This is a genomic window from Mycobacterium sp. 3-98 (assembly GCF_035918355.1).
GTDB classification, from domain to species: domain Bacteria; phylum Actinomycetota; class Actinomycetes; order Mycobacteriales; family Mycobacteriaceae; genus Mycobacterium; species Mycobacterium intracellulare.
On record NZ_CP142360.1, the window covers coordinates 4,175,680 to 4,201,160 of the forward strand.

At 69.3% G+C, this 25,481-nt stretch carries 17 protein-coding genes; 7 read left to right on the forward strand and 10 right to left on the reverse strand.

All coding sequences use genetic code 11. The features are described 5' to 3' along the window. Window positions 1-82 precede the first annotated feature (82 nt). Entirely contained in the window at window positions 83-685 is a 603-nt protein-coding gene (locus QGN30_RS19670) for a type II toxin-antitoxin system PemK/MazF family toxin (protein WP_008255287.1), read from the forward strand. A gap of 126 nt (window positions 686-811) precedes the next feature. On the opposite strand, the gene QGN30_RS19675 is transcribed toward QGN30_RS19670, so the two are convergent. After that, window positions 812-1,240, reverse strand: coding sequence for a CBS domain-containing protein (locus tag QGN30_RS19675; protein WP_008255284.1), 429 nt, complete (start codon window positions 1,238-1,240; stop codon window positions 812-814). 168 nt (window positions 1,241-1,408) lie between these two features. Between QGN30_RS19675 and QGN30_RS19680 the strand changes: the two genes are divergently transcribed. Beyond that, window positions 1,409-2,251: a ribonuclease Z gene (locus tag QGN30_RS19680; RefSeq protein WP_026071544.1), complete on the forward strand. Its 843-nt coding sequence runs from the start codon at window positions 1,409-1,411 to the stop codon at window positions 2,249-2,251. A 4-nt stretch (window positions 2,252-2,255) separates the two neighbouring features. On the opposite strand, the gene QGN30_RS19685 is transcribed toward QGN30_RS19680, so the two are convergent. Both QGN30_RS19685 and QGN30_RS19690 read right to left on the reverse strand, forming a co-directional pair. Next, window positions 2,256-2,954 (reverse strand): hypothetical protein, encoded by a 699-nt coding sequence (locus QGN30_RS19685; RefSeq protein WP_248913591.1) that lies wholly within the window; start codon window positions 2,952-2,954, stop codon window positions 2,256-2,258. Window positions 2,955-3,050: 96 nt separating this feature from the next. Continuing rightward, window positions 3,051-3,419, reverse strand: coding sequence for a DoxX family protein (locus QGN30_RS19690; RefSeq protein ID WP_036396759.1), 369 nt, complete (start codon window positions 3,417-3,419; stop codon window positions 3,051-3,053). Window positions 3,420-3,524: 105 nt separating this feature from the next. Between QGN30_RS19690 and QGN30_RS19695 the strand changes: the two genes are divergently transcribed. Further along, on the forward strand, window positions 3,525-3,884 hold the full coding sequence (locus tag QGN30_RS19695; protein WP_225330814.1) for a winged helix-turn-helix transcriptional regulator: 360 nt from the start codon (window positions 3,525-3,527) through the stop codon (window positions 3,882-3,884). Between the two features lie 16 nt (window positions 3,885-3,900). Here the strand turns inward: QGN30_RS19695 and QGN30_RS19700 are convergent, their stop codons facing one another. Genes QGN30_RS19700 through QGN30_RS19710 form a run of 3 tightly spaced genes read right to left on the reverse strand, consistent with a single transcriptional unit; the run spans window position 3,901 to window position 7,392 of the window. Continuing rightward, window positions 3,901-4,740 (reverse strand): transglutaminase family protein, encoded by an 840-nt coding sequence (locus QGN30_RS19700; protein WP_095763023.1) that lies wholly within the window; start codon window positions 4,738-4,740, stop codon window positions 3,901-3,903. Further along, window positions 4,740-5,717, reverse strand: a complete 978-nt coding sequence (locus QGN30_RS19705) for an alpha-E domain-containing protein (protein WP_014382198.1) — start codon at window positions 5,715-5,717, stop codon at window positions 4,740-4,742. The genes QGN30_RS19700 and QGN30_RS19705 overlap by 1 nt, the downstream gene beginning before the upstream one ends. Continuing rightward, window positions 5,704-7,392 carry a circularly permuted type 2 ATP-grasp protein gene (locus QGN30_RS19710; protein WP_014382197.1) on the reverse strand — a complete coding sequence of 563 codons (1,689 nt, stop codon included), beginning with the start codon at window positions 7,390-7,392 and terminating at the stop codon, window positions 5,704-5,706. The genes QGN30_RS19705 and QGN30_RS19710 overlap by 14 nt, the downstream gene beginning before the upstream one ends. 145 nt (window positions 7,393-7,537) lie before the next feature. Between QGN30_RS19710 and rpsT the strand changes: the two genes are divergently transcribed. After that, window positions 7,538-7,798, forward strand: a complete 261-nt coding sequence (gene rpsT / locus QGN30_RS19715) for a 30S ribosomal protein S20 (RefSeq protein WP_008255272.1) — start codon at window positions 7,538-7,540, stop codon at window positions 7,796-7,798. Between the two features lie 9 nt (window positions 7,799-7,807). On the opposite strand, the gene holA is transcribed toward rpsT, so the two are convergent. From holA to QGN30_RS19730, 3 genes are read right to left on the reverse strand one after another with little or no spacing between them, the layout of a single operon-like run. Beyond that, window positions 7,808-8,761: a DNA polymerase III subunit delta gene (gene holA, locus QGN30_RS19720; protein WP_085977676.1), complete on the reverse strand. Its 954-nt coding sequence runs from the start codon at window positions 8,759-8,761 to the stop codon at window positions 7,808-7,810. 30 nt (window positions 8,762-8,791) lie between these two features. After that, on the reverse strand, window positions 8,792-10,297 hold the full coding sequence (locus QGN30_RS19725) for a ComEC/Rec2 family competence protein (protein ID WP_014384185.1): 1,506 nt from the start codon (window positions 10,295-10,297) through the stop codon (window positions 8,792-8,794). A 47-nt stretch (window positions 10,298-10,344) separates the two neighbouring features. Then, window positions 10,345-11,208 carry a ComEA family DNA-binding protein gene (locus QGN30_RS19730; RefSeq protein WP_014379698.1) on the reverse strand — a complete coding sequence of 288 codons (864 nt, stop codon included), beginning with the start codon at window positions 11,206-11,208 and terminating at the stop codon, window positions 10,345-10,347. Window positions 11,209-11,408: 200 nt separating this feature from the next. On the opposite strand from QGN30_RS19730, the gene QGN30_RS19735 reads away from it, so the two are divergent. Genes QGN30_RS19735 through QGN30_RS19745 form a run of 3 tightly spaced genes read left to right on the forward strand, consistent with a single transcriptional unit; the run spans window position 11,409 to window position 14,118 of the window. Beyond that, window positions 11,409-12,569: an acyl-CoA dehydrogenase family protein gene (locus QGN30_RS19735; RefSeq protein WP_248923581.1), complete on the forward strand. Its 1,161-nt coding sequence runs from the start codon at window positions 11,409-11,411 to the stop codon at window positions 12,567-12,569. A gap of 7 nt (window positions 12,570-12,576) precedes the next feature. Next, complete coding sequence (locus tag QGN30_RS19740) at window positions 12,577-13,692, forward strand: acyl-CoA dehydrogenase family protein (protein ID WP_014379697.1); 1,116 nt, start codon at window positions 12,577-12,579, stop codon at window positions 13,690-13,692. Between the two features lie 3 nt (window positions 13,693-13,695). Then, a complete protein-coding gene (locus QGN30_RS19745; RefSeq protein ID WP_008255252.1) occupies window positions 13,696-14,118 on the forward strand; it encodes a PPOX class F420-dependent oxidoreductase in 423 nt (140 codons plus the stop codon). A gap of 93 nt (window positions 14,119-14,211) precedes the next feature. Here QGN30_RS19745 and QGN30_RS19750 read toward each other — a convergent pair whose 3' ends face one another. Continuing rightward, window positions 14,212-25,233, reverse strand: a complete 11,022-nt coding sequence (locus tag QGN30_RS19750; RefSeq protein WP_248923580.1) for a type I polyketide synthase — start codon at window positions 25,231-25,233, stop codon at window positions 14,212-14,214. Between the last annotated feature and the right edge of the window lie 248 nt (window positions 25,234-25,481).

The following is a 25,481-nucleotide window of genomic DNA, read 5'->3' on the forward strand; positions in this document are numbered from 1 at the left end:
GCATGTCCAGCGTATCTATGCAGCGTCGCCCGGACCTACTTGGACACAGTCGCCCCCGGTTGCTCGCGTCTATGCTGCGAATATGGCGTCTGCCCGGAAATCGCAGTGGAAGACGTTCCAGCGGTTTGCCGAGAATCTGGTGTTCAACGGGGCCCCGCGGCTGGCCCGGCACGTCCAGAATTCCCAGACCGTCCTGCGCGAGTTGCAACAGGCCGTGCGGATCACCGCGAACGTCATCGCCGCCGCGGCGCCGCCACCGTCCGACACGACGGTCGCGGGCCGGCCGGTGACCAGCAACAGCCGGCCCACCGCGCAGCGGGCCCGCAAACTCGTGTACGCGCCGAGCCTGGACGGCCGGGCCGATCCCGGCGAGATCGTCTGGACGTGGGTGGTTTACGAGGACGATCCCAGCCGGGGCAAGGACCGGCCCGTGCTGGTCGTCGGACGCGACCGCGGCACCCTGCTGGGCTTGATGGTCTCCAGCCAGGAGCGCCACGCCGCCGATCCGGAGTGGGTTGGAATCGGCTCGGGCAGTTGGGATTACGAGGGACGATCCAGTTGGGTTCGGCTGGACCGCGTGCTCGACGTGCCCGAAGAGGGCATCCGCCGCGAGGGCGCGATCCTGGACCGCGAGATCTTCGACGTGGTGGCGGCGCGGCTGCGCGCCGACTACTCGTGGCGCTGAGTCGGCCGTTCCGCCGAGCCCTGGCACTTCGCCGAGCGTGCACTCACGGCGAGAAAACCGCCGAATTTTCGCCCTGATTGCACGTTCGGCGAGCGGGGCCGGCGGGTTGAGCAAGCCCCCGCCGAGTCAGCCCTGGGTGATGTAGGACTGCAGCTGCTGCTGCTCGGCCTCGAGTTCTTCCATCCGGGTCTTCACCACGTCACCAATGCTGACGATGCCGATCAGCTTCTTCCCGTCCAGCACCGGCACGTGACGCACCCGGTTCTTGGTCATCAGCACGCTGATCGCATCGACGGTGTCGGCCTTCGTGCACGTGGCCAGCATGCTGGTCATGATCTTGGAGACCGGGCGTGACAGCACGCTGGCGCCATGAGTGTGGAGCTGGCGCACGACGTCGCGCTCCGACACGATGCCGACGACCCCCTCGTCGCCGACCACCACCATGGCGCCGATGTTCTGCTCGGTCAGACCCGCCAGCAGCTCACGAACCGTCGCGTCCGGGTTGATGGTCACCACCGCCGCGCCCTTGTTCCGCAAGACGTCCGCAATCCGCATTAAGGCCTCCAGCCGGGTTTGTGATCCGCTTCACATCAGGCTACGGCTAACTCGCGCGGCGGAAAAGCCACCACGAGAACCTGCACACAGATCGTGTCCAAGCGCCGCCGGCCGGCCGGATCGTTCGATCGGGCCACCGCAAACCGAGGGGACCTGCAAGATAGGGCCATGATCGAGGTCACTCTGCTGGGCACCGGAAGTCCGATCCCCGACCCGAACCGGGCCGGGCCGTCGACCCTCGTGCGGGCCGGCGGGCAGGTGTTTTTGGCGGACTGCGGGCGCGGGGTGCTGCAGCGGGCGGCGGCGGTCGGGGTGGGTGCGGCCGGCTTGTCGGCGCTGCTCCTCACCCACCTTCACAGCGATCACGTCGGCGACCTCGGCGACGTCCTCATCACGCGGTGGATCAGCACCTTCACCCCCGATCCCGCGCCGCTGCCCATCATCGGGCCGCCCGGCACCGCGGAACTGGTGGAGGCGACGCTGAAGGCGTTTCACCACGACATCGGCTACCGCATCGCCCATCACGCCGATCTGAATGCGCCGCCGGCCGTCGAGGTCCACGAATACACCGACGGTCCGGTGTGGGACCGCGACGGCGTATCGATCCGGGTCGGCGCCACCGATCATCGGCCGGTGGCCCCGACCATCGGGTTCCGCATCGAATACGAGGGGGCATCGGTGGTGCTGGCCGGCGACACCGTGCCGTGCGCGAGCCTGGACGAGCTCGCGGCCGGGGCCGGCGCCCTGGTGCACACCGTGATCCGCAAGGACATCGTCGCCGCCATCCCGCAGCAGCGGCTCGTCGACATCTGCGATTACCACTCCTCGGTGGAAGAGGCGGCGGCGACCGCCGCCCGCGCGGGCGTCGGCACCCTGGTCATGACGCACTACGTGCCCGCGCTGGTGCCCGGCCAGGAAGAGCAGTGGCGGGCGCTGGCCGCCGAGCAGTTCGGTGGGCGCATCGAGCTCGGCGACGACCTGCACCGGGTTCAGGTCGACGCGCCCACCTGACGCCCTACCGGGACGACGAATCGTGTTGCGCCGCACGGGTAATCGCGACGCCCGCCACCACCAGCCAGGTCAGCGCCACCACCCGGGCGACCGGCAACAGCACCCCCAGCGCGGGCCAGATCAAAACGCCGGCCGCCGATTCGGCGAGGACGGCGGTCGCCAGGCCGGCCCGGGCGAGCGGGCCGGGCAGCACTCCCCCGGGCGCCGCCATCGCGGCCACCAACAGGCCCAACGCCACGATGTGGGCCGGGCCGCCGGTGAGAAAGACGAGCAAGTACAGCGCTCTCGCCACGGCGGTGTCGGCGCTGACTTCCGGCCACGACATCGCCCAACCCAGCGCGCCGGCCAAGCCGAGCGCGCCGGCGGCCAAGGCGCCGGCCGTAAGCGCGATCGCGGCCGCCGCGCGGCCGGCGCCGAGTTGCCTCAGCCGCGCGGCGGCCGTCGCCGCGTAGACCGCCAGCGGGACCGCCGACGCGAACGTCGCAACGGCCATGACGCGCACGGCGGTTGGCTGGGCCCGCACGTACGCGGCCACCGCGCCGACGGGGCCGTACGGCAACGGCATGACACCGCCGATCCCGACGCCGATCGCGATCCCCCCGAAGAGTAGCCCGACGCACAGCAGGGACAGCGCCGTAAGGGGCGGCCCGCGGTGGGGGCGGTTCGCCTCGGGGTGGGCCCCGGTTTCGCGGATACCGTTCATTGCCAAACGGTATCGCGCACCCGCTCGCCTTCGGCGCCTCTGCGTCGGGCTACCGAGCGCGTCGGGCGAGAGGACAGCGGCACCCTCGCGGAGGGCTCAACTCACGGATCGGCCGACGGCGACGAAAGCCGCGAGCAGCAGGAGAATCACGTTGATGGGCAGAGGTTCTCGCTCGTTACGCGTCAGGTGCACGCGCATCGCGCCGATCTGCACGATGACCAGACCCACCGCAGCGATCGGGGTCAGGATGCGGGCGATTCCGGTGGCCTCGGGCAGGATCACGCCGAGCGCGCCGACGATCTCGACCGCGCCGACGGCCTTGACCGCGGCGTCCGAGTGGTCCTTCATCCAGTCGAGCCGGCCCGACGCTACGAGTTGTTCGCGCGGCCGAAGGACTTTGAGCCCGCCCGCGACGAGATAGACGAATGCGAGTAGACCCTGCACGGCCCACAGTGCAATGTTCACGATGATCCCGAATCCTTACCATTTGTGCGTAGCCACATCGTGTGTCAGCGCTGGGGCGGCCGCATAAGGCACATCGGTGTATGTATCCAGGACGGAGACCTCGCTATGACCAACGTCACACGAAAGACGCCACGGATACCCGAGGGCGGGGCGGTCCGGGAGGTCCTGGATCGCATCGGCGACAAGTGGAGCCTGCTGGTAATCGGCACGTTGCGTGACGGGCCAATGCGGTTCGGTGCGCTGGAGGCGGCCGTGGAAGGCATCTCGCAGCGAATGCTCACCCTGACGCTCAAGCATCTTGTCGAGGATGGCCTGGTCGACCGCACGGCCTACGCCGAGGTGCCACCGCGAGTCGAGTACGAATTGACCGAACTGGGGCGGACATTGCTACCGCTGGTGATCTCGTTGGCCCAATGGACCATGGCGCACCACGAGGAGATCAACGCCAACCGCACGTCACGATAGCGGTGCATACCGGCCGCTAGGCGAGCCGGGTCACCTCCACGATCACGTCGAGATCGGTGGCGCCCTCCCCGGAGTAGATGCCCTTCAACGGGGAAACATCGGCGTAGTCGCGACCCGCACCCACGCCGACGTACTGCTCGGTGATCTCGGTGTCGTTGGTGGGGTCATAACTCCACCAGGCGCCCGTCCACGCCTCGATCCAGGCGTGACTGCGCCCTTCCACGGTGTCCCCGACGACGGCGTCGCGTTTGGGATGCAGGTATCCCGAAACGTAGTGCGCGGGAATCCCCATGCCCCGCAACAACATCAGCGTCAGGTGTACGAAGTCCTGGCAGACACCCTTGCCCGCCTTGAGCGCGTCCAGCCCCGACGAGTGCACGCTGGTTGTTCCCGGCAGATAGTCCAGTTCGTCGCGCACCCAATGGGCCGCGGCGACAACGGCTTCGGCCGGCGCGTGGGTTTTGCTGATCTTCTTGCCCACCGAGGCCACCCGCTTGCTGGCCGGGGCGTGCCCGGTGGGGCGGAGCAGGTCGTCGAAGCGATCGATCACGGCATCCGAGCGCAGGTCGTCCCAGCCCGCCTCGGTGGCCGGCCCCTCGGCGCGTTCGGTCTCCACGACCGAAGAGGACATCACCGTCAGATCGGTGTGCGGCGCGTGCAAATCGAACGCCGTCACCGCGGTACCCCAATAGTCGATGTAGCGGTAGGACCGGGTTGCCGGGATGGTTTCGACGCGGTTGAGGATGACGTTCTGGCGGTTGTTCGACCGCGGCGTCAGCCGGGCTTCGTTGTAGGAGGCGGTCACCGGTGACTGGTAGGCGTACCCCGTGGTGTGCACCACCCGCAGCCGCCACATCAGCCGTCCTCTTTCCTGCTGACCAGTCGGGGGCGCTGACCGGCGTCCGACCACGCCACCCACGGCGCGATGTGAAAGTACTGCAGCGCCAAGGCTTCCCCGACGTCGCGGCAGGTGCGCTGCAGGCCCGCCAGCCGGCCCTCCAGCGTCTCGAGCAGCACCCCCGGCTGGACGAACTCCAACTCGCTGCGGGCCTGCCCCAGCAACCGCTGGGCCTCGGCGGTCGCCCCGATCCGGCTCTGCCGATTGCGGACCAGTTCATCGAGGTTGTGTTCGGCCAGCCGCAGCGAGTAGAACACCGAACGCGGAAACAGCCGGTCGAGCAACATGAACTCGACCACCCGCCCCGCGTCGAGCACACCGCGATACGTGCGCAGATAGGTGTCGTGCGCGCCCGCCGACCGCAGCAGCGTCACCCAGGCCGGGGACGAGGCGCTGTCTCCGACCCGCGACAGCAACAGGCGCACCGTCATGTCGACGCGCTCGATCGCCCGACCCAAGACCATGAAGCGATACCCGTCGTCGCGCGACAGCGTGGAGTCGGCCAGCCCGGCGAACATCGCCGCCCGCCGTTCCACGAACGACAGGAAGTCATGCGGCCCAAGGCGTTTGGCGGCGCGCTCGCGTTCGGGCAGGGCGTGGTAGGTGGTGTTGAGGCACTCCCAGATCTCGCTGGACGTCACCTCCCGCGCCGACTTCGCGTTTTCGCGGGCCGCGGTGATGGCGTCGACGATCGAGCAGCCGCCCTGGGCGTTTTTGCTGTAGGCCACCAAATCGGTCAACGACCACACGTCGAGTTCATGATCCGGTGGATCGATGCCGAGCACCCGCAGCAGCAGGCGCGAAGCCTGATCGGGGTCGACGCTGGAATCCTCGAGCAACTGGTGCAGGACAACGTCCAGAATCCGCGCGGTGTCGTCGGCGCGTTCGACGTAGCGCCCGATCCAGTAGAGCGCCTCGGCGTTACGTGCCAGCATCGAACACCGCCCGCTGTTGCTGCTGCTGTTCGAGCTGCTCGCGCACGGGCCGTTCGGTGGGTTGCGGCTGTTGCGAGGCCAGCCGCGGCGAGTCGTCCAGCATGGGGTCGGGCATGGAGGTCGGCAGCGCCCGCACCACCTCCGCCGCCTCGAGCTCGTGGTCGCCGGCCGATGCCCGCGACGCCAACACCCAGGTGTCCTTCGAGCCGCCGCCCTGGCTGGAGTTGACCACCCGTGATCCCTCGACCAGCGCGGTCCGGGTCAGGCCACCGGGCAGCACCCAGACGTCGTTGCCGTCGTTGACCGCGAACGGACGCAAGTCGACGTAGCGGGGGGCGAGCGCGCTGCCGACCTGTGTCGGCACCGTCGAAAGCTCCATCATCGGCTGGGCGATCCAGCTGCGCGGATCGTCGCGGATCTTTTTGGCGACGGCGGCCAACTCCTTGTCGGAGGCCTCCGGGCCGAACACGATGCCGTAGCCGCCGGATCCCTCGACCGGCTTGAGGACCAACTCGTCGATCCGGTCGAGCACCTCTTCGCGTTCGTCGTCGAGCCAGCAGCGCAGCGTCTCGACGTTGGCCAGCAGCGGCTTCTCGCCCAGGTAGTACTCGATCATGGTGGGCACGTAGGTGTAGACGAGTTTGTCGTCGCCGACGCCGTTGCCGATCGCGCTGGAGATGACGACGTTTCCGGCGCGGGCGGCGTTGACCAGGCCGGCCACCCCCAGCACCGAGTCGGCGCGGAACTGCAGCGGGTCCAGGAAGGCGTCGTCGATGCGCCGGTAGATGACGTCGACCTGGCGCTCCCCTTCGGTGGTGCGCATGTACACCTGGTTGTCGCGACAGAACATGTCGCGCCCTTCGACCAGCTCGACACCCATCTGACGGGCCAGCAGCGAATGCTCGAAATACGCCGAGTTGTAGACGCCCGGGGTCAGCACCACCACCGTCGGGTCGGCCTCGTTGGTGGCCGCGGAGTTGCGCAGCGCCCGCAGCAGGTGGGAGGCGTAGTCGTCGACGGAACGCACGCGATGCGTGGCGAACAGGTTCGGGAAGACGCGGGCCATGGTGCGGCGGTTCTCCATTACATAGGAGACGCCCGACGGCGAGCGCAGATTGTCCTCGAGGACCCGGAAATTGCCCTTTTCGTCGCGGATCAGATCGATGCCGGCGACGTGGATCCGGACGCCGTTGGGCGGGACGATGCCCATCGCCTGGCGGTGGAAATGCTCGCACGAGGTGACCAACCGGCGCGGGATCACCCCGTCGTTGAGGATTTCCTGGTCGCCGTAGATGTCGTCGAGGTACATCTCGAGCGCCTTGACCCGCTGGGTGATGCCGCGTTCGAGCCGGGCCCACTCGGCGGCCGAGATGACCCGCGGCACCAAGTCCAGCGGAAAGGGCCGCTCCTGGCCCGACAAAGAGAAGGTGATGCCCTGGTCGAGGAACGCGCGCGAGAGCGCTTCGGCGCGAGCCTTGAGCTCCGAGGCGTCCGACGGCGCAAGTTCGGCGTAGATGCCCTTGTAGGGGCCACGAACGGCGCCCTGGGCGTCGAACATCTCGTCGAAGGCCATGTCGTAGGCGTCCGAGGATGTGTTGTATCCACCGAAAATCCGCTCAGAACGCGCAGCGCGAAAACCCCGCCTGGTCTCCTCAAGCTGGTTCGTCAGACTCACTGTTCAGATGCTGCCTCAAATCGATGTTCTGGCAGCCGACGTGTTCCCGTTTTGGGAGAAAACGTAACTCACTGATAACCTGGGCAATCGCTGTGGTGATTTCCGGCGCCCCAACCAAACGTCTGATCGAAGAAGGAACTCGAGCGTGGCCAACATCAAGTCGCAGCAGAAGCGCAACAAGACGAACGAGCGCGCTCGCCTGCGCAACAAGTCGGTGAAGTCGTCGCTGCGCACCGCCGTCCGCGCGTTCCGCGAGGCCACCAGCGCCGGCGACAAGGAGAAGGCCGCCGAGTTGCTGGTGTCGACCAACCGCAAGCTGGACAAGGCCGCCAGCAAGGGCGTGATTCACAAGAACCAGGCCGCCAACAAGAAGTCGGCGCTGGCGCAGGCCCTCAACAAGCTCTGAGGCCCGGCCTCAGCGGCTGCGCTGGGCGGCTAGCTCGGCAACCTGCCTGACCGCGGATTCCAGGGCGTAGTCGGCGTCCGCCACCGCCCCCTTGACGTTCGCGTTGAGCGCCGCGACAACCTGCATCGCCGCGGCCACCGTGTCGCGCGACCAATGCCGGGCCTGTTTCTGGGCCTTCTGCACGCGCCAGGGCGGCATGCCCAGCTGCGACGCCATCCGGTAGGGATCGCCCGACAGCGGTCCGACGCGGCCGATGGTGTGGATCGCCTCGGCCAGGGCGTCCGCCAGCACCACGAGGGGCTCGCCTCGCATCATCGCCCAGCGCAGCGCCTCGGCTGCTCCCTCGATGTCGCCGGCCACCGCCTTGTCGGCGATGTCGAAGCCTTTCACCTCGGCCTTGCCGCTGTGATAGCGCCGCACCGCGGCGGCGTCGACGGCGCCGCCGGTGTCGGCGACCAATTGGGAGCAGGCGGACGCCAACTCGCGCAGGTCGGAGCCGACCGCGTCCAGCATCGCGGTCACGGTCTGCTCGTCGGCCTTGACGCGCAGGGCGCGGAACTCCTTGCGGACGAAGTCGATGCGTTCGCTGAGCTTGGTGATCCGCGCGCACGGGTGCACCTGGGCGCCGAGCTTCTGCAGGTCGGTGGCCAGCGCCTTGGCCCGCCCGCCGCCCGAGTGCACCACCACCAGCACGACGCCCGCCGGCATGTCGGTCGCGGCCGAAACAATCACTGCGGCAGCGTCTTTGCCCGCTTCGCCGGCGGCCTCCAGCACGACGATGCGTTCGTCGGCGAACAGCGAGGGGCTCAGCAGCTCGGCGAGCTCGTAGGTGCTGACGTCGCCCGCCCGCATCCGGTTGACCGGAATGTCCGCGTCGTTGCCGGCCCGTTTCCGCGCCGACCGCAGCACGTCGGCCACCGCCCGCTCGACCAGCAGCTCCTCATCTCCCAGCACCAGGTGCAACGGCGAAACCTCGCTCACCCCATGATGGTGTCACGGCCGACCGACGATCCCGGACAGCGCCCAGGCCAGCCCGGCCAGCGCGGCCACCCCCGAGACGAGGCGGAACGGGCGCCACCGCCACAGCACGATCGCCAGCACGGTCACACCGCCGACGAGCATCGTGCCGGGCGTGCCCTCCGGGACCGGCACCGTCGCCCCGGGCAGGCCGGCCGCCCAGCGGGCCACGCCGGCCACCCACCACAACTCGGGGCCGGTGAAGCGAATGAGCAACCGCGCGGCGGCCGGCCATAGCGGGCAGAGTGCCGCGGCCGCGGTGCCCAACACCGTGATCGGCGCGATCACGGCCGCCACGACGAGGTTGGCGGCGGCGGCGACCACGCTGAACCGGCCGGAGATCGCCGCGACCAGCGGCGCGGTCACGATCTGCGCGGCCCAGGCTACGGCCAGCGCATCGGCCAGCGGCTTGGGGCAACCTCGGGCCGTCAGCCGCCGCGACCAGACCGGTGCGACGACGATCAGCGCGGCCGTGGCGAGCGCCGACAGCGCGAACCCGACGTCGACGGCCAGCTGCGGGGCGACGGCAAACAACAGCAGCACCGCGGCGGCAAGGGCCGGAATGGCTTGGCGCCGACGCGAAGACAGCATTCCCGCCAACGCGATGGCGCCCATCACCGCGGCCCGCAACACGCTGGCGGTCGGTTGCACGACGATGACGAAGGCCACCAAAGCCAGCGCGGCAAGGACGACGGCCGTCCGGGGGCCGAGTAATCGGGCCGAGAACAGCACGGCGGCACACACGATCGTCACGTTGGCCCCCGACACCGCCATCAGGTGCGTCATGCCGGCCGCGCGGAAGTCACGGCCCGTGTCGCTGGACACCGCCGAGGTGTCGCCGAGCACCAGCGCGGGCAGCAGCGCGGCCTGCTCGCCGGGCAACGCCTCGCGGACCGCCCCGGAGAACCGGCTGCGCACGCCGTGCGCCACCCGTTGCACGGCGCCCGCGGCGCCCATGGTCGGCCGGCCCGACGCGTTGAGCACCGCGACCGTCAAATCGCGCCGCATCGGACGGCCGATGCGCGCGCTGAACCGCAGCGGTTGTCCCACCATCAGCCCACCGAAATCCGCGGCGCGCGCGAAAACGACCACCCGCCCGGAGATCTCGTCGTCCCGCAGGCGTTGCAGGGTGGCCCGAAACATCAACCGGGCGCTACCCAACGACACCGGGCTCTCGGTGGGGGTGACCGTGACCGCGGCGGTCATGCCGTACACCGCGGCGATCGGGTGGCGATCGACCGCGTCGGCGCGCAACGCGATCGCGAACCCGAAACCCGCCCCCACGACGCCGATCGCCGCGAGCGCCGCGCTGATCGCCCGTAACCGCGCCCCTGCAGCGGGACGGTCTCGCGCGCGCCACGCCAGCGCCGCCGAGGCGCCGATCAACACGACGCAGCACCAGGCGAGGGCGCGCCCGATCGGCCACCAGATCCCGCCGGCGGTGACCGCCCAGCAGGTCAGCGCCGCCGGCACCAGGCGCACGTCGACTCGGGCGCCGGGCGGGGCACCCAACCCGGGGTGATGCACCCTCAGACACGGACCAGGGCGCGTAGCTTCTCCAGCCGCGCCGGCCCGATGCCCTCGACATCGGCGAGCTGGTCAACGCTGGTGAACCTGCCGTTGGCCTGCCGCCACGCCACGATCGCGGCGGCGGTGACCGGCCCGACGCCCGGCAGCGCGTCGAGTTCCTGGACGGTCGCGGTGTTGAGGTTGACCGCCTCGCCCGCTTTCGGCTTGGCCGACCCTGGCCCCGACCCTGGCCGAGGGGGCGGCGCTTTGGACGTGGGCGGCGATCCGGAGGCCACCGAACTGCCCAGCGCCGTCGGCTGTCCCGGAGCGGGAGCGAGACCGACCACAATCTGCTCACCGTCGCCGAGCGGTCGGGCCATGTTCAGTCCGATGGTGTCGGCGCCGTTCACCGCGCCGCCGGCGGCCTGCAGCGCGTCGGCGATGCGGGCGCCGGGCGCGAGCGTCACCAGCCCAGGGGTGTGCACCAGGCCGACGACGCTGACCACCACCGGGTGGTCCGGTTCGGCGGCGGGGCTCGCCGAGGAGCGCGGGCTCGCCGTCGCCACCTTCTCGACCGGCGGCAGCTTGGCCGACATCACCGGCGCCGGCCGGTCGCGCACCAACGTGAACACCGTGACCAGCACCGCCAGCGCCGCCACGATCGCCAGCCCGATGGCGCCCGCGCGTCCCGGGTCGGCGCGCACCTTCGCCACCCAGCCCCGATCGTCGGACGCGTCGGGCAGCCAGCGCGGCAGCAGCGAGTTCTGGTCGTCGTTCGCGGAGTCCTCGGCCGACGTCGTCCCGGAATCCCCGGCGGCCGCATCGGCATCCGGTTCGGCGCGGAGCCGCCGCTGCAGGCGCTCGGCCGGAAGTTCTGTTCGCATGGGCCGACCGTAGGTCCGCCCGCCGCCGCAACCGGCCCGGCGCAGGACGCCTCGGGGCCGATCTGTGGATTAACCCGAGGCTGTGCACAGCGCCCGCAGGGAATGGGTCAAGATGGAGGTTGAGCGAACGACCAGCATCGCCAGAAATCGGCTCTGGGTGATGGGTCGCCACGGTCACCCCGACACGACAGGAGGCTGCCATGCAACTGGCGCTCACACCCGAGGAAGGCGCGTTCCGCGACGAACTCCGCAGCATCTACACGACCAAGATCCCCCAGGAGTTGCGCGACCGGGTGCGCCAGGGCTCGGCGGAAGTGAACCGCGACGACATCGTCACCAGCCACAAAATCTTGCACGAACACGGGTTGGCGGTACCGAACTGGCCGGTCGAGTGGGGCGGCAAGGACTGGACGCCGACCCAGCACCAGATCTGGGCCGACGAGATGCAGCTGGCGTGCGTCCCGGAGCCGCTGAACTTCAACACCAAGATGGTGGGCCCGGTGATCGCCGAATTCGGTTCGGAGGAAGTCAAACAACGCTTTCTGCCCCCGACGGCCAGCCTCGACATCTGGTGGTGCCAAGGGTTTTCCGAGCCGGAGGCCGGGTCGGACCTGGCGTCGCTGCGCACCACCGCGGTCCGCGACGGCGACAGCTACGTCGTCAACGGCCAGAAGACCTGGACCACCCTCGGCCAGTACGCGGATTGGATCTTCTGCCTGGTCCGCACCGACCCCCAGGCGCCCAAGCGCCAGGCGGGCATCTCGTTCCTGCTGTTCGACATGAAGACGCCGGGCATCACGCTGCGGCCCATCAAGACGATCGACGGCGGCCACGAGATCAACGAGGTGTTTTTCGAAGACGTCCGCGTGCCGGCCAATCAGCTTGTCGGAGAAGAGAACAAGGGCTGGACGTACGCGAAATTCCTGCTGGGCAACGAGCGCACCGGCATCGCCGGCGTGGGCCGGACCAAGGTGCGCCTCGCCGAGGTGAAGAAGCACGCCGCGGCCACCGGGGTGCTCGACGATCCGTTGTTCGCGGCGCGGCTGGCCGAAGCCGAAAACGAGCTGCTCGCACTGGAACTCACGCAGTCGCGTGTAGTCACCGACTCCGCCAACGGGCAGCCCAACCCGGCCTCGTCGGTGCTCAAACTGCGCGGCAGCCAGTTGCAGCAGATCGCCACCGAACTGCTCGTCGAGGTCGCCGGGCCGGATGCGCTACCGGCCAACGGCGAAGACATCTCGTCGCCGTCCTGGGCGCAGCACAGTGCGCCGCACTACCTCAACTACCGCAAGACGTCGATCTACGGCGGCAGCAGCGAAGTGCAACGCAACATCATCGCGTCCACCATTCTGGGATTGTGAGGCAGCCATGGACTTTCAGTTGAGCGACGAGCAGTCCCTGCTCCGAGACACCACCCGCGACCTGCTGGCGCGCACCTATGACCCGGAAAGCCGCAACAAGGTCATCGGCTCCGATCTGGGCTGGAGCCGCGAGGTCTGGAGCCAGCTCGCCGACACCGGGATCCTCGGGCTGGGATTCGAGCCCGACGAGTCCGGCCAGATCGAGATCGCGGTGGTGCTGACCGAGATCGGGCGCCGGCTGGCCCCCGAACCCGTCCTGCACGCCGCGCTGGGACCCGGCGCGCTGGTCGCCGAGCTGGGCAGCCAGGAACAGAAGCAGCTGCTCGACGAGGTCGCGTCCGGGCAGCGGCTGTTGGCCTTCGCCCACCTCGAACCGGGCCAACGCAGGCCGTCCGCCGCGTTGACCACCAAGGCTGCGCAGCAAGGTGATTCGTGGACGGTGAGCGGCCGTAAGAACCCGGTGCTCGCCGGGGACTGCGCCGACACCCTGGTGGTCAGCGCCGCCCTGCCCGACGGCGGCACGGGCCTGTTCCTGGTCGACGCGAGCGTCGAAAAGACTGTGACACGGCACCCGTACCGCACCTTCGACGGGCAGCGCGGCGCCCAGATCGACCTCGACTCCGCCGCCGCCGAACCTCTGGGTGAGGCGGCCGACGCGTCGGGCGCCATCCGCAACGCCATCATCCGCATCCAGTCGGCGCTGTGCGCCGAGGCGCTCGGGGCGATGGAGGAATCGCTGCGCCTGACGACCGATTACCTCAAGACCCGCAAGCAGTTCGGTGTCACGCTCAACAAATTCCAGGCGCTGACACAGCGGGCCGCCGACATGTACGTGTCGCTGGAACTGGCCCGCAGCATGAGCCTGTACGCGGCGATGTCGATCGCCGACGGCAACCTCGATCCGGTGATCGCCTCGCGGGCCAAGCTGCAGATCGGCCGCTCGGGCCGGCACATCGCGCAGGAGTCGATCCAGATGCACGGCGGCATCGGCGTCACCGCGGAATATCCGATCAGCCACTACGCCGCCCGGCTCACCGCCATCGAGCACACCCTGGGCACCTCCGGCGAGCACCTGCACAACCTGATCGACCGGCTCGGCGACTACGAGCTGGTCCGCCTCTGACCCATGGCCGAGCTGTCGGACAGGGTCATCGAGTTTCTGTCGGCCGGCACCCGCACCGGGATGCTGGGGTACGTCGCCGCCGACGGCCGGCCGCTGGTCACCCCGGTGTGGTTCGTCGTCGACGAGGGTCAGCTGGCCTTCAATACCGGCCGTGACACGTCGAAAGGGCGTGCGATAGCGCGTGATTCACGCGTCGTGATCTGCGTCGACGACCCGCACCCGCCCTACTCGTTCGTCCAGGTGCAGGGCGTGGCGACGGTGAGCGAAGACCCCGCGGACGTGCTGGACATCGCCACCCGAACCGGCGCCCGGTACATGGGCGCCGAGCGCGCCGAGGAGTTCGGCCGGCGCAACTCCTCGCCCGGCGAGCTCGTGGTGCGGGTGCGACCGACCAAGATCAACGCGGGATTCGACATCAGCGACTGAGCGCGTAACCGGCCGAACGTCGAGTTGTTGGGCCGACACGCCGGCTTTCCGCGCCACAAGTCCACGTTCGCGCCGGCGCGCCGGCGCCGGATGTTACGACGCCTCCTCGACCGGTTCCGGTTCCGCATCGGGCAGCTGGGCCACGAGATCTTCGGCGAGCCCCCCGATGGTCGGATAGTCGAAGACCGCCGTCGCGTTGATGGTGAACTTGCCGCCGAACTGGCTGTGCAGCCGGTTGCGGAGCTCGATGGCCATGAGCGAATCCGTGCCCAGGTCCAAGAACCGGCTGCTCGCGGCGGGCGGCGACGCGAGCCGCAGGAAGTTCTGCACCTCGCGCTGCAGGAATTCGGTCACGAAACCGGCACGCTGGGGCACCGGAATCTCCATCAGCTGCTTGAGCAACTCGCTGTCACCGGTCACCTCCCCGGCGGCACTGGGCAACACCAGATCGAGGATCGGCGGACGCGAACTGCCCAGCACCTTCGCGGCACGCTGCCAGTTGGCCTTGAGGACGGTGGCCTGACCGGTGCCGTTCGCCACGACCTCGGCGAGGGCGCCGAGCGCGGCCGACGGTTCCAGCGGAATCAGGCCCTGCGCATTGATATTGGCGGTCGCGGCGTCCGAAGACGCCATGCCCCCTTGGGCCCAGGGACCGAAGTTGACCCCCGTGGCGGGCAAGCCTTGCGCCCTGCGCTGCGCGACCAGACCGTCGAGCAGCGCGTTGGCAGTCGCGTAGTTGGACTGGCCGGGCGAACCGAACAAACTCGACACCGACGACGACACGATGAAGAAGTCCAGCTCGTCGGCCTTCGTCAGCCTGTCGAGGTGGTAGGCGCCGATCGCCTTGGGCAACAGCGTCGTTCGGAATCGCTCCACGGTCTGCTGCGACAGCAGCGCATCGTCGAGCACGCCCGCCAGGTGCACCACACCGGCCAGCGGCGGCAACTCCGACCGGATGCGCTCCAGCAGACCCGCCACCGCGGACTCGTCGCCGACGTCGGTGGCGAAGACGTGGACGCGGCACTTGTAGCGCTCGGTGATCTCCTCGATCAGCCGTTGCGCGTCCGCACCGGGCTCGCGCCGGCTGGTCAGCACGATGTCTCCGGCACCGAGTTGGGCCAGATGCGACGCTGTGTGCAGACCGATCGCGCCAAGCCCGCCGGTGATCAGGTAGCTCCGATCGGGCCGCGGCTGCAGCGGATTCGGTATCTGGACCACGATCTTCCCGATGTGCCGCGCCTGCTGCATGCGGCGGAACGCGGCCCTCGCCTCGGTCAGGGGATAGATCTCGGCGGGCAGCGGCGTCCACTCGCCGTCGGCCAAGCCTTGCGACACCTCGGTGAGCAAGTCGCGAATGCGATCGGGTTCGGTGAACATCACCGTGTCCAATGCCACGATCTCGTAGGCGATATCGGGACGCGCCTCGGCCATCTGCTCGGGTGTCCAGATGTCGCGCTTGGCGATCTCGGCGAAGCGGCCGTTCTGGGCGGTGGCCTTCAGCGTCGCCTCGATGAACCCCTCGCTGGTCAGGGAGTTGAGGACCACGTCCACGCCGGCACCGCCGGTGTCCGCCAGGATCTGATCGGCGAAATCCGTTGTCCGCGAGTCGTAGACGCGCTTCACGCCGAGCTTGCGCAGCGTCGCACGCTTGAAGGTGCTCGCCGTGGCGAACACTTCGGCACCGAACCGCTGCGCCATTTGCACCGCCGCCAGGCCCACACCGCCGCTCGCGGCGTGGATGAGGACCTTGTCACCAGGTTTCAGCTGCGCCCAGTCGAAGGACAGCCGCACCGTCAGCGCCGCGGCGGGAATGGTGGCCGCCTCGACCGCGCTCACCCCATCGGGGATCGGCGCCAGGAACTGGGCTGGCACATTGAACCGGCTGGAGAACGCGCCCTGCATGGAGCCGTAGACACGTTGTCCCACTTCGACTCCGGTGACGCCGGCGCCCAATTGGGTGACGACGCCGGCGAAGTCGCCGCCGATCGGTCCGGGATCGCCCGGGTAGAGGCCGAGGACGTTGAGCACGTCGCGGAAGTTGAGGCCCGCGGCCTCGACCCGGACCTGCACGTAGCCCTCGTCCGGCGCGGGCACCTCCGCCTCGGTCAGCCGCAGGTTGTCGATCGCGCCGCGTTCGGTGGGCGCCAGGGCAAAGTCGCGCCCGCGTGGCACCGTGAGATGACCGCTGCGCGCCCACGGCAACAACCGCGAGGCCAGCAGCTTTCCTTGCCGCACGGCCAGTTCCGGTTCGTCGACCGGGGTGCCAAGCAGCGCGGCCAGCGCGTGCACGGCCTCGGGTGAGCCGTCGCAATCGACGAGCTTGGCGCGCAGCGCCGGTTCCTCGTTGATCGTGGTGCGGCCGAAGCCCCACAGCGCCGCCTGCACCGGTTCGACGGGCTCGCCGGATTCGGTGGCCACCGCACGCTCGGTGACGATCCACAATCCGCCGGGCAGCTTCACCTCCCCGCGTTGCACGGTGTGCACGGCGCTGAGCAGATTGGCGATCTCGGTCTCGAGGCGCGCCGTGACGTCCGCGCTCGTCTCTTCCCCGTTCGGCGCCGTGCTGCGCCAGACGACACCGGAGAATGGCAACCCGCGCTCGTGGGCTTCAGTCAGCACCTGCCCCAACGGATCCGGATCGTTGGCGCGGTCGAGCGGGATGCACCCGGGGACCTTGGCGGCCAGTTCGTCGAAGCCGGCGATCAGCCAGGTACCGGCGGGCTCGCCGGCTTCTTCGCTCGCCGGTGGCGGCACCTCGTGCCAGCCGAGGGTGTAGAGCAGCCGGGTGGCGTCCCCACCCAGGCCCCGCAGCAACGCCTCGCGCGGTGCGCGCTTGACCGTGAATTCGCGAATTCCGCCCAGGTGACGGCCATCCCGGTCCACGAAATCGAGGTCGAAGACCTGGGTTTCGCTGTTGAGCTCGCTGCTGTGCCACCTCGCGTGGCAGTAGAACCGCCGAGGCATCTTCTCCCGCAACGCCACTTGGCCGTAGCGCAGCGGCAGGAACAGATCGTTGACGCCCTGTTCGGCCGCGAGCAGCGCGGGGAAGGCCGGGAATGCGACACCGGTGCACAGGTCCATCAGCACCGGATGCATCGGTTCGCTGCCGAGTTGTTCGGCGAGTTCTTCGCCGACGAGGATGTCGCCGATCGCCTCACCCTCGCCGAGCCACAGCGACTTCAGCGACCCCGACCAGGTCGGCCCCCACGCCAGCTCCAGGTCGGCGAAGGTCTCGAACAATTCCTGCGGGCGCATGCGGTTCAGGCGCTCGATCGTTTCGTCGATCGGATCACCCTCGGATACCGGCTCGTCATCCGCGCCGGTGCCGACGGTGCCCTCGGCGTTCAGCGACCATTCGGCGCCGCGTTCACCGTACGGGCGGCTGTGCACTTGGAACGTGGACCCACCGCCGTCCTGCAGCGGGTGCAGGGTGAGCTGCACCTCGCGAGAGCTCTTCTCGGGCAGGATGATCGGCTCGTAGAAGAAGACGTCCTTCACCCGCGCCGGGGCGCCGACCGCGGCGAGGGCCATCGCCGCGTAGGTAGCCCCAGGGACGACGACGGTCCCGTAGATGACGTGATCGGACAGCCACGGCTGCGATTTGACGGACAGCCTGCTGGTGTAGACCGAGTCGCCGGAGGCGAGGTCCTTCGCGTTGCCGAGGATGCCCGAGGACGAACCGGCCCCTCCGTCGACGGCGATGCCGGACGTCTTGGGCCAGAAGCGGCGGCGCTGGAAGGGATAGGTGGGCAGCTCGAGCCTGCGACGCGGCTGACCCTGCAGCGCAGCGAAATCGGGGCGAAGCCCGCCGACGTAGGCCGCGGCCAGCGCGTCGGCGATCTGGCGCCGATCGCCAATACCCTTGCGCAGCGAGACGATCGCGCGCGGCGCGGACAGGTGCTCCGGCCAGACCTGCACCGCGGCGCCCGTCAGTACGGGTTGCGGCCCGATCTCCATCAGCACCGAGCAACCCAGGGCCGCCACCGTGCGCACACTTTCGGCGAACTGCACCGGCTGCCGGGAATGCCGACGCCAGTACTGCGCGTCCAGCGGCGTCTGGGTCGTCAGCACGGCGCCGGTGCGGTTGCACACCAGCGGCATCGTCGGGGCGGCGAACCGGAATTGCGCCGCGTACGACTCGAATTCGTCGAGCACCGGATCCAACAGTTCCGAGTGGAAGGCGTGGCTGGTCTGCAGCCACGTGCAGCGGATCCCCTCGTCACCGCACTTGGCGACGATCTGCTCGAGGTCCTCGCCCGGCCCAGACAGCACGGTGTTGGGTCCGTTGTATGCCCCGACCGACACTCGCGGGAATTCGCCGGCGGCCTGCTCGACGTGCTTGGCGTCGGCGAACACCGCCACCATGCGCCCACCTTCGGGCAGGCTGCCGAACATCCGGCCGCGCTCGGCCATCAGCCGGGCGCCGTCCTCGAGGCTGAACACGCCAGCCACACATGCCGCCGCGTACTGGCCCACGCTGTGCCCCAGCACCACATCGGGTTGGATCCCCCACGACTGCCAGAGCCGGGCCAGGCCCATCTCGACGGCGAACAGCGCCGGCTGCGCAAAGGACGTGTGCCGCAGCCTTTCTCCGGCTTCGCCTCCCGTTTCGCGATCGGTGGCGAACAGCACCTCCAGCAACGGATGCGGCAGGATCTCGGCGACCGCGTCGGCACAACGTGTCACGGTGTCGGCGAAAACCGGTTCGGTGTCGAACAATTCACGCGCCATCCCCGGGTACTGGCTGCCCTGGCCGGTGAACAACCAGGCCGTCGTCGGGTGGTGGGTGTGCTCGCCCCGCACGACGCCGGGTCGCAGGCGGTTCTCGGCCAATTCGGCCAGCGCCTCGCGCGCACCCTCGACCGAGTCCACGACCAGCGCGGCGCGGTGTTCAAAGTGCGAGCGGCCCGTTCCGGCGGTGAGGCACACCTCGGCGAGATCCGCGTCCGGGTGGGTGGTCAGCCACTTCTGGTAGCGCCGCGTCAACGCCACCAGCGCTTCGGGTGACCGCGCGGACAGCGCCAGCACGCTCGGCTGTCCATCCCGGGCCCGGCCCGTCGACTCCGTCGCGGCGTCGTCGACAGGGCGCCGGTCGGCGGAGGCGGCTCTCGCCGGCGCCTCCTCGACCAGCACGTGCGCGTTGGTGCCCGTGAACCCGAAGGAACTCACCCCGGCGCGCCGCGGTCTGCCGTTGGCCCGCCACGGCATGGCCGTGTCCACGACCCGCACCGGCAGCGAATCCCACGGGATGTGCGGCGACGGCTCGTCGAAGTGCAGGCTTTGCGGCAGGACCTCGTGCTGCAGCGACAACACGACCTTGATCAAACCGGCTGCGCCGGAAGCTGATTCGGTGTGCCCGATGTTGGTCTTCACCGAGCCCATCAACAGCGGCCGGTCTGCGTCGCGGGCATCCCCGTAGGCGGCCGCGGCCGCCTGTACCTCGATCGGATCACCGAGCGGGGTGCCCGTCCCGTGCGCCTCGAGATAGTCGACGTCCCCGCCCGTCAGGCCGGCGCGAGCCAGCACCGAGCCGATAAGCCGTTGCTGCGCACCGCCATTGGGCACCGTCAGACCGCTGGACGCCCCGTCCTGGTTGACCGCACTGGCGGGGATGACCGCGCATATCCGGTCGCCATCGCGCTCCGCGTCGCTCAGCCTCTTCAGTACGAGAATCCCGCAGCCCTCGCTGCGCACGTAACCGTCGGCGGAGGCGTCGAAGGTCTTGCAGCGCCCGACGGGCGAAAGCATCCGCGCGCGGGAGGCCGCGACGACCGTCACCGGACTCAGCAACACGTTCACGCCGCCGGCCAGTGCCATGTCGCAGTCACCGGAATGCAGCGCCTGGCAGGCCTGGTGGACGGCGACCAACGCCGAGCTGCATGCGGTGTCGATCGCCACCGCCGGTCCTTCCAATCCCAGCGCGAAGGCGACCCGGCCGGAGATGGCGTTGAGCGCGTTGCCGGTGATGAAGTGGGGTTCGATCTTGTCGATCGACTCCGAGGACAACAGGTGCGCATATTCGTTGGCCGCCACGCCCACGAAAATCCCGGTTGGGCTGCCGCGCAAGGCGGCTGGCGCGTACCCCGCCCTTTCGAGGCCCTCCCACACCGTTTCGAGCATCAGCCGCTGCTGCGGCTCGATCCAGACGGCCTCGCGGGGTGAGATGCCGAAGAATTCGGGATCGAACCCGTCGATTTCGTCGAGGAAGCCGCCGAACCGCGTGTAGGTCTTGCCCGCTGCGTCCGGATCGGGGTCGTAGAACTCGTCGATGTCGAAGCGGTCCTCGGGGACCTCGCGGATCGCATTGACCCCGTCGGACAGCAACTCCCAGAACGCTTCCGGGTCGGGTGCGCCGGGGAAGCGGCAGGACACCGCGACGATCGCGATCGGTTCATCCGTGCGCGTCGTCACGACCGATGCCGGCTGCGGCCTCGGTTTCGGCGACCCCGGGTCGCCGAGTTCGAGCACGTCGCGCAGCAGGTAGTCGGCCACGTCGGACAGCCGTGGGTGGTCCATCGCCAGGGTGGCCGGGATCTCCTTGCCCACCCCCTGTTCGATGCGGCGCCGCAATTCGACGGCCATCAGCGAATCCATGCCGAGATCGAAAAAGCCTGCGTCCTCCCGGATCTCCGCGGGATCGACGCGCGTCACCTCCGCCACCGCGTCCCGCAGGTAGTCGGTCAGAAGTTTCTTGCGCTGCTGCACCGGGGCGCCGGTGAGCCGCTCCACCAACGGGGTCTTGCCCGCGACGGTCGCGGACGGCCCCGCGGTACTCGTCAGGCCGGGCACCTCGCGTTCCAACTCCGCCAGGAACGCCCGCCTGCCCGCCTGCTGATAGAGCGGCAAGAAGCGGGCCCAGTCGATGCGGGCAACCACACCCTGCACGAGGCCCTGCCCCGCCGCAGCGGCCACGGCATCGGCCAGACCCGCGAGCGCATCGGCGGCAGACAACGTCCGGACTCCGCGCTGATCGAGTCGGGCGCGGGATTCCGCGTCGGCCATGCCCGCCGACCACGGCCCGAAGTTGACGCTGACGGCGAGGATGCCCTGCCCGCGCAGGCGCCAGGCCAGCGCGTCGAGGAAGGCGTTCGCGGCGCCGTAGGCGGTCTGGCCGAATCCGCCCCACACCGACGCGATCGAGGAGGTGCTGATGAAGAAGTCGAGATCGAGGTCGGCCGCCGCCTCGCTCAAATGCCAAGCGCCCCAAACCTTGCCGGCGAAAACGCGATCGACCTCGGCGTCCTGCAGCGCGCTCAGGGGGGTGGTGCCGATCTCGCCCGCGGCGTGCACGATGCCGGCCAGCGGTGGCAGCTCGGCCTGCACGCTTGCCAGCAGGCGTGCCACGTCGTGCGCGTCGGCGACATCGGCGGCCACGACGCGGATTTGGCAGCCGTGCTGTTCGCCCAGGGCGTTGATGCGCTGTTGCGTGGCATCGCTGGGATCCCGTCGGCTGGTCAGCACCAGATGCCGGGCGCCATTCGCGGCCAGGTAGCCGGCGATCTCCAGTCCGATCGCGCCCAGCCCGCCGGTCACCAGATATGTTGCGTCGCCGCGCAGGTGCAGCGGTGTCCCGCTCGGCGGCGCAGAGCGCCGCGCCAACCGGGGTGTGTAGACCTCCCGATCACGCACTGCGAGCTGGTCTTCCCGGACGGCCGAGCCGTGCGGCGCGGCGATCCGGTCGACGAGCGCAGGCCATTCGTCGGCCGCGTCGCCGCCCTCTGACAGGTCCGCGAGTCCGCCCCACACGTGCGGGAGTTCCAGCGAGGCGGCTCGGCCGAATCCCCACAGGCAACTCTGATGCGGCGCCACCGTGTCCGTGTCGGCGACGCGCTGCGCGCCGCGGGTCACGATCCAGATGGGGCTGCGCAGTTCGGCGGCCACCGCCGCCCGAAAGACCCGCCGCGTTCCGCCCAGGATCCGGTGTTGCATCCGCAACAGTGACCGCATCGACGGTGTGGCCCCGGCTTCCAGGGCCGCGACATGCACGATGCGTAACGCTGCATCGTCGGTTGCCGCAGCGCGCAACGTTTCCGCGAGCCGTTCCTCGTCGGCGTCAGACGCCGGCAACCCGACCACTTGGTGCGGTTGGTTGCGCGCGGCCAGCAGGTCGACCAACGGCCGGACCGCGTCGGCATCGTCGGAGACGACGATCCAGCTGCCTGCCTGGTCCACGTCGGCACCGGAGAGCGGAGAGGTTGCTTTGTCCCAGCGGATCTCGTAGCGGTCGTCCGCGATGGACCGGGTCGTGCGCTGTTGATTGTGTTGCGCCGCAAGCTTGGTGAGCACCTGCAGGGTGTGCTGGTCGTCGCTCGCACCGCCGAGCAGGGCGGCGAGTTCCTCGATCCGGTCGTCCTCGAGCAGGCGGACGGCTTCGGTTCGCGGTCCGCCGGTGTCCCGGGGTTGCTCGGGGCGCTCGCGATCGTCCCGGAACCAGTATTGACGGCGCTCGAACGGATAGGTGGGCAGGTCGAGCTTTCGCGCGTGCGGCCGCCGCAAGGCGGCGAAATCGGGCAGGTGGCCCAGCACATACGCGTCGGCGACCGCTTCGGTGATCTGGCGGTGGTCAGCGGTATTGCGCCGAAGCGACGTGATCACCCGGGGCGCGGTGGCCGGGTCGGGCCACGCGCCGAGAGCCGCGGCGGTAAGGACCGGTCGCGGGCCGATCTCCAGCAGCAATTTGCAGTTCATCTCGGCAAGCGTGCGCACGCTCTTGGCGAATTGCACCGGCTGGCGCGCGTGCCGGCGCCAGTAGGCACCGTCGAGCTTCACGCTGCGACCCAGCGCGGTTCCGGTGCGGTTGTCGATCAAAATCCGTTGCGGCGCAGCGAAGTCGAATCCTCCCGCATACGCCTCGAATTCGTCGAGGATGGGGTCCAGGAGCGCCGAGTGGAACGCGTGGCTGGTGTCGAGCCAGTCGCACCGGACACCATCGGCCGACAATGCGGCCACCGCGCGTTCCAAATCGGCTGCCGGACCGGACAATACGGTGTTGGCGCCGTTGTAGGCGGCCACGGACAGGCTGGGAGCCTCGTCGGTCAGCCGCTCGACCCGCTCGGCCGCGGTGAACACCGCGACCATCCGGCCACCGGAAGGCAAGCTGCCGAACAGACGGCCGCGTTCGGCCATCAACAGCGCGCCGTCCTCGAGGCTGAGCACGCCCGCGACGCAGGCCGCCGAGTACTGGCCGACGCTGTGGCCCAGCACCACGTCGGGCTCGAAGCCCCACGACTGCCACAGCCGGGCGAGGCCTAGCTCCACGGCGAACAAGGCCGGCTGCGCATAGGAGGTTTGCTGCAGCGTCGCTTCGCTGTCCGGGGTGTCCACATCGAAAACGACGTCCAGCAACGGCTTTTCGACAATGTCGGCGACGGCAGCGGCGCAACGATTCAGCGTCTCGGCGAACACCGGTTCGGTGTCGAACAACTCCCGGGCCATGCCGGGGTATTGGCTGCCCTGACCGGTGAACAGCCACGCCGTCTTCGGTGTGTCATGGGATTCTCCGCGAAACAAACCGGGCGCCGGGCGCTCCTCGGCGAGCGCGCCGAGCAGCTCGATGGCGGATTCGCGCGAATTGACCACCAACGCGGCCCGCTGCTCCAGGTGCGCCCGCCCCGCCCCGGCGGTAAAGCACACGTCCGCCAGGGTGGCCTCCGGGTTCGCGCTCAGCCAGGCGCGGTATTCGTCGGCGAGCCGCATCAACGCCGCGGGCGTTCGGGCCGACAGCGGAAGGATGCTGAACCGCCGGTCCCCGGGCGCATCGACCGGGGTCGGTGCCGCGGGGGCCGATACCGCCTGTTCGGGCGCTTCCTCGACAATGACGTGAGCGTTCGTCCCGGCGAAGCCGAATGAGCTGATCCCCGCAATGCGCCGTTGTCCGTTGCGTTTCCAGGGCGTGGCTTCCTTGACGACTTCCACCGCCAGCCGATCCCAGGGGATGTGGGGCGACGGGTTCTGAAAGTGGAGGTGCTGGGGCAGCAGCTCGTTCTCCAGGGACAGGATCACCTTGATCACGCCCGCGATGCCCGCGGCCGCTTCCAGGTGTCCGATGTTGGTCTTCACCGACCCCATCAGCAGGGGCTGGTCGGGTTCGCGCCCGGCCCCCAGCACCGCTCCCGCGGCCTGGGCCTCGATGGGGTCGCCGAGCGATGTCCCGGTGCCGTGCGCTTCCAGGTACCCGACATCGCGGGGCTCGAGGTCGGCACGCTTGAGCGCGTCGGCGATGACCCGTTGCTGGGCAACCCCGTTCGGAACCGTCAACCCACCCGAAGCGCCGTCCTGGTTGATCGCGCTGCCGCGGATCACCGCCCGAATCCGGTCCCCGTCGCGCAACGCGTCCTCGAGGCGCTTGATCACGATGACGCCACATCCCTCGCCGCGCACGTAGCCGTCGGCGGCCGCATCGAATGTCTTGCACCGACCGTCGGGCGCGAGCATGTGCGCGCTGGAGAACGTGATCATGGTGGCCGGGGTGAGCAGGACGTTGGCGCCGCCGGCCAGCGCGAGGTCACATTCGCCGAGGCGCAGGGCCTGGCACGCCTGATGGATGGCCACCAGCGACGAGCTGCACGCGGTGTCGACGGCGACAGAGGGACCCTGCAGCCCCAACCGATAGCTGATCCGCCCGGCCGCGGCGGCGTTGGACGTCCCGATGGCCATGTAGGCCTCGATCTCGGGATAGGTCAGCTCGTCGGAGGCCATTCCGAGGTAGTCGTGCGTGGCCAAACCGACGAAGACACCGGTGTTGCTGTCAGCGAGATCCGTTGGTGCGTAGCCCGAATGCTCGACCGCGCGCCACGCCGTTTCCAGCAAGATCCGGTGCTGCGGATCCATCAACCTGACCTCGCGCGTCGACAATCCGAAGAACGGGGCGTCAAACCCCGTTACGTCGTCGACGAAGCCCGCACGACGGGTGACGACCTTGCCCGGCGCACCCGGCTCGGGGTCGAAGAATTCATCGGCATCCCACCTGTCCTGCGGCACTTCGGATATCGCATCCCGACCGTGCCGCAAGACGTCCCAGAACTCATCCGCGTCGGCGGCGCCCGGAAATCGCGCCGCATAACCCACGATCGCAAAACCCGATGCCGATTCCCCCAGACCTTCGACGGATGCCATGCGCTTGTCCTCTCTTGGCCGGTCAAGATCGATCCGCGCGGGGGCCCAGTTGCACTCGGAGAATCATGTCCTTTAGGCCGGCACCGCGTGTGCAGCGCCGCACTGCGCAGCGACAGCCGGCGCGGCCGTCGCCCTGCGTCCCCGCCCGGCCGCACGATCGCAACAACTCGATCGCCGCAACTCGGTCGCCAAAGACCGGTCGGATCCGTGAGCGAGTGTAGGCGGTGGCCCGCGCACGGCTGCGACGG

Coding starts and splice junctions, on each gene's coding strand:
- QGN30_RS19735 (WP_248923581.1), top strand. CDS start 11,409: ATGCAACTGGCGCTCACACCCGAGGAAGGCGCGTTCCGCGACGAACTC.
- QGN30_RS19695 (WP_225330814.1), top strand. CDS start 3,525: ATGACCAACGTCACACGAAAGACGCCACGGATACCCGAGGGCGGGGCG.
- QGN30_RS19685 (WP_248913591.1), bottom strand. CDS start 2,954: ATGAACGGTATCCGCGAAACCGGGGCCCACCCCGAGGCGAACCGCCCC.
- QGN30_RS19745 (WP_008255252.1), top strand. CDS start 13,696: ATGGCCGAGCTGTCGGACAGGGTCATCGAGTTTCTGTCGGCCGGCACC.
- QGN30_RS19670 (WP_008255287.1), top strand. CDS start 83: ATGGCGTCTGCCCGGAAATCGCAGTGGAAGACGTTCCAGCGGTTTGCC.
- QGN30_RS19750 (WP_248923580.1), bottom strand. CDS start 25,233: ATGGCATCCGTCGAAGGTCTGGGGGAATCGGCATCGGGTTTTGCGATC.
- QGN30_RS19680 (WP_026071544.1), top strand. CDS start 1,409: ATGATCGAGGTCACTCTGCTGGGCACCGGAAGTCCGATCCCCGACCCG.
- QGN30_RS19700 (WP_095763023.1), bottom strand. CDS start 4,740: ATGTGGCGGCTGCGGGTGGTGCACACCACGGGGTACGCCTACCAGTCA.
- QGN30_RS19675 (WP_008255284.1), bottom strand. CDS start 1,240: ATGCGGATTGCGGACGTCTTGCGGAACAAGGGCGCGGCGGTGGTGACC.
- QGN30_RS19740 (WP_014379697.1), top strand. CDS start 12,577: ATGGACTTTCAGTTGAGCGACGAGCAGTCCCTGCTCCGAGACACCACC.
- QGN30_RS19705 (WP_014382198.1), bottom strand. CDS start 5,717: ATGCTGGCACGTAACGCCGAGGCGCTCTACTGGATCGGGCGCTACGTC.
- QGN30_RS19730 (WP_014379698.1), bottom strand. CDS start 11,208: ATGCGAACAGAACTTCCGGCCGAGCGCCTGCAGCGGCGGCTCCGCGCC.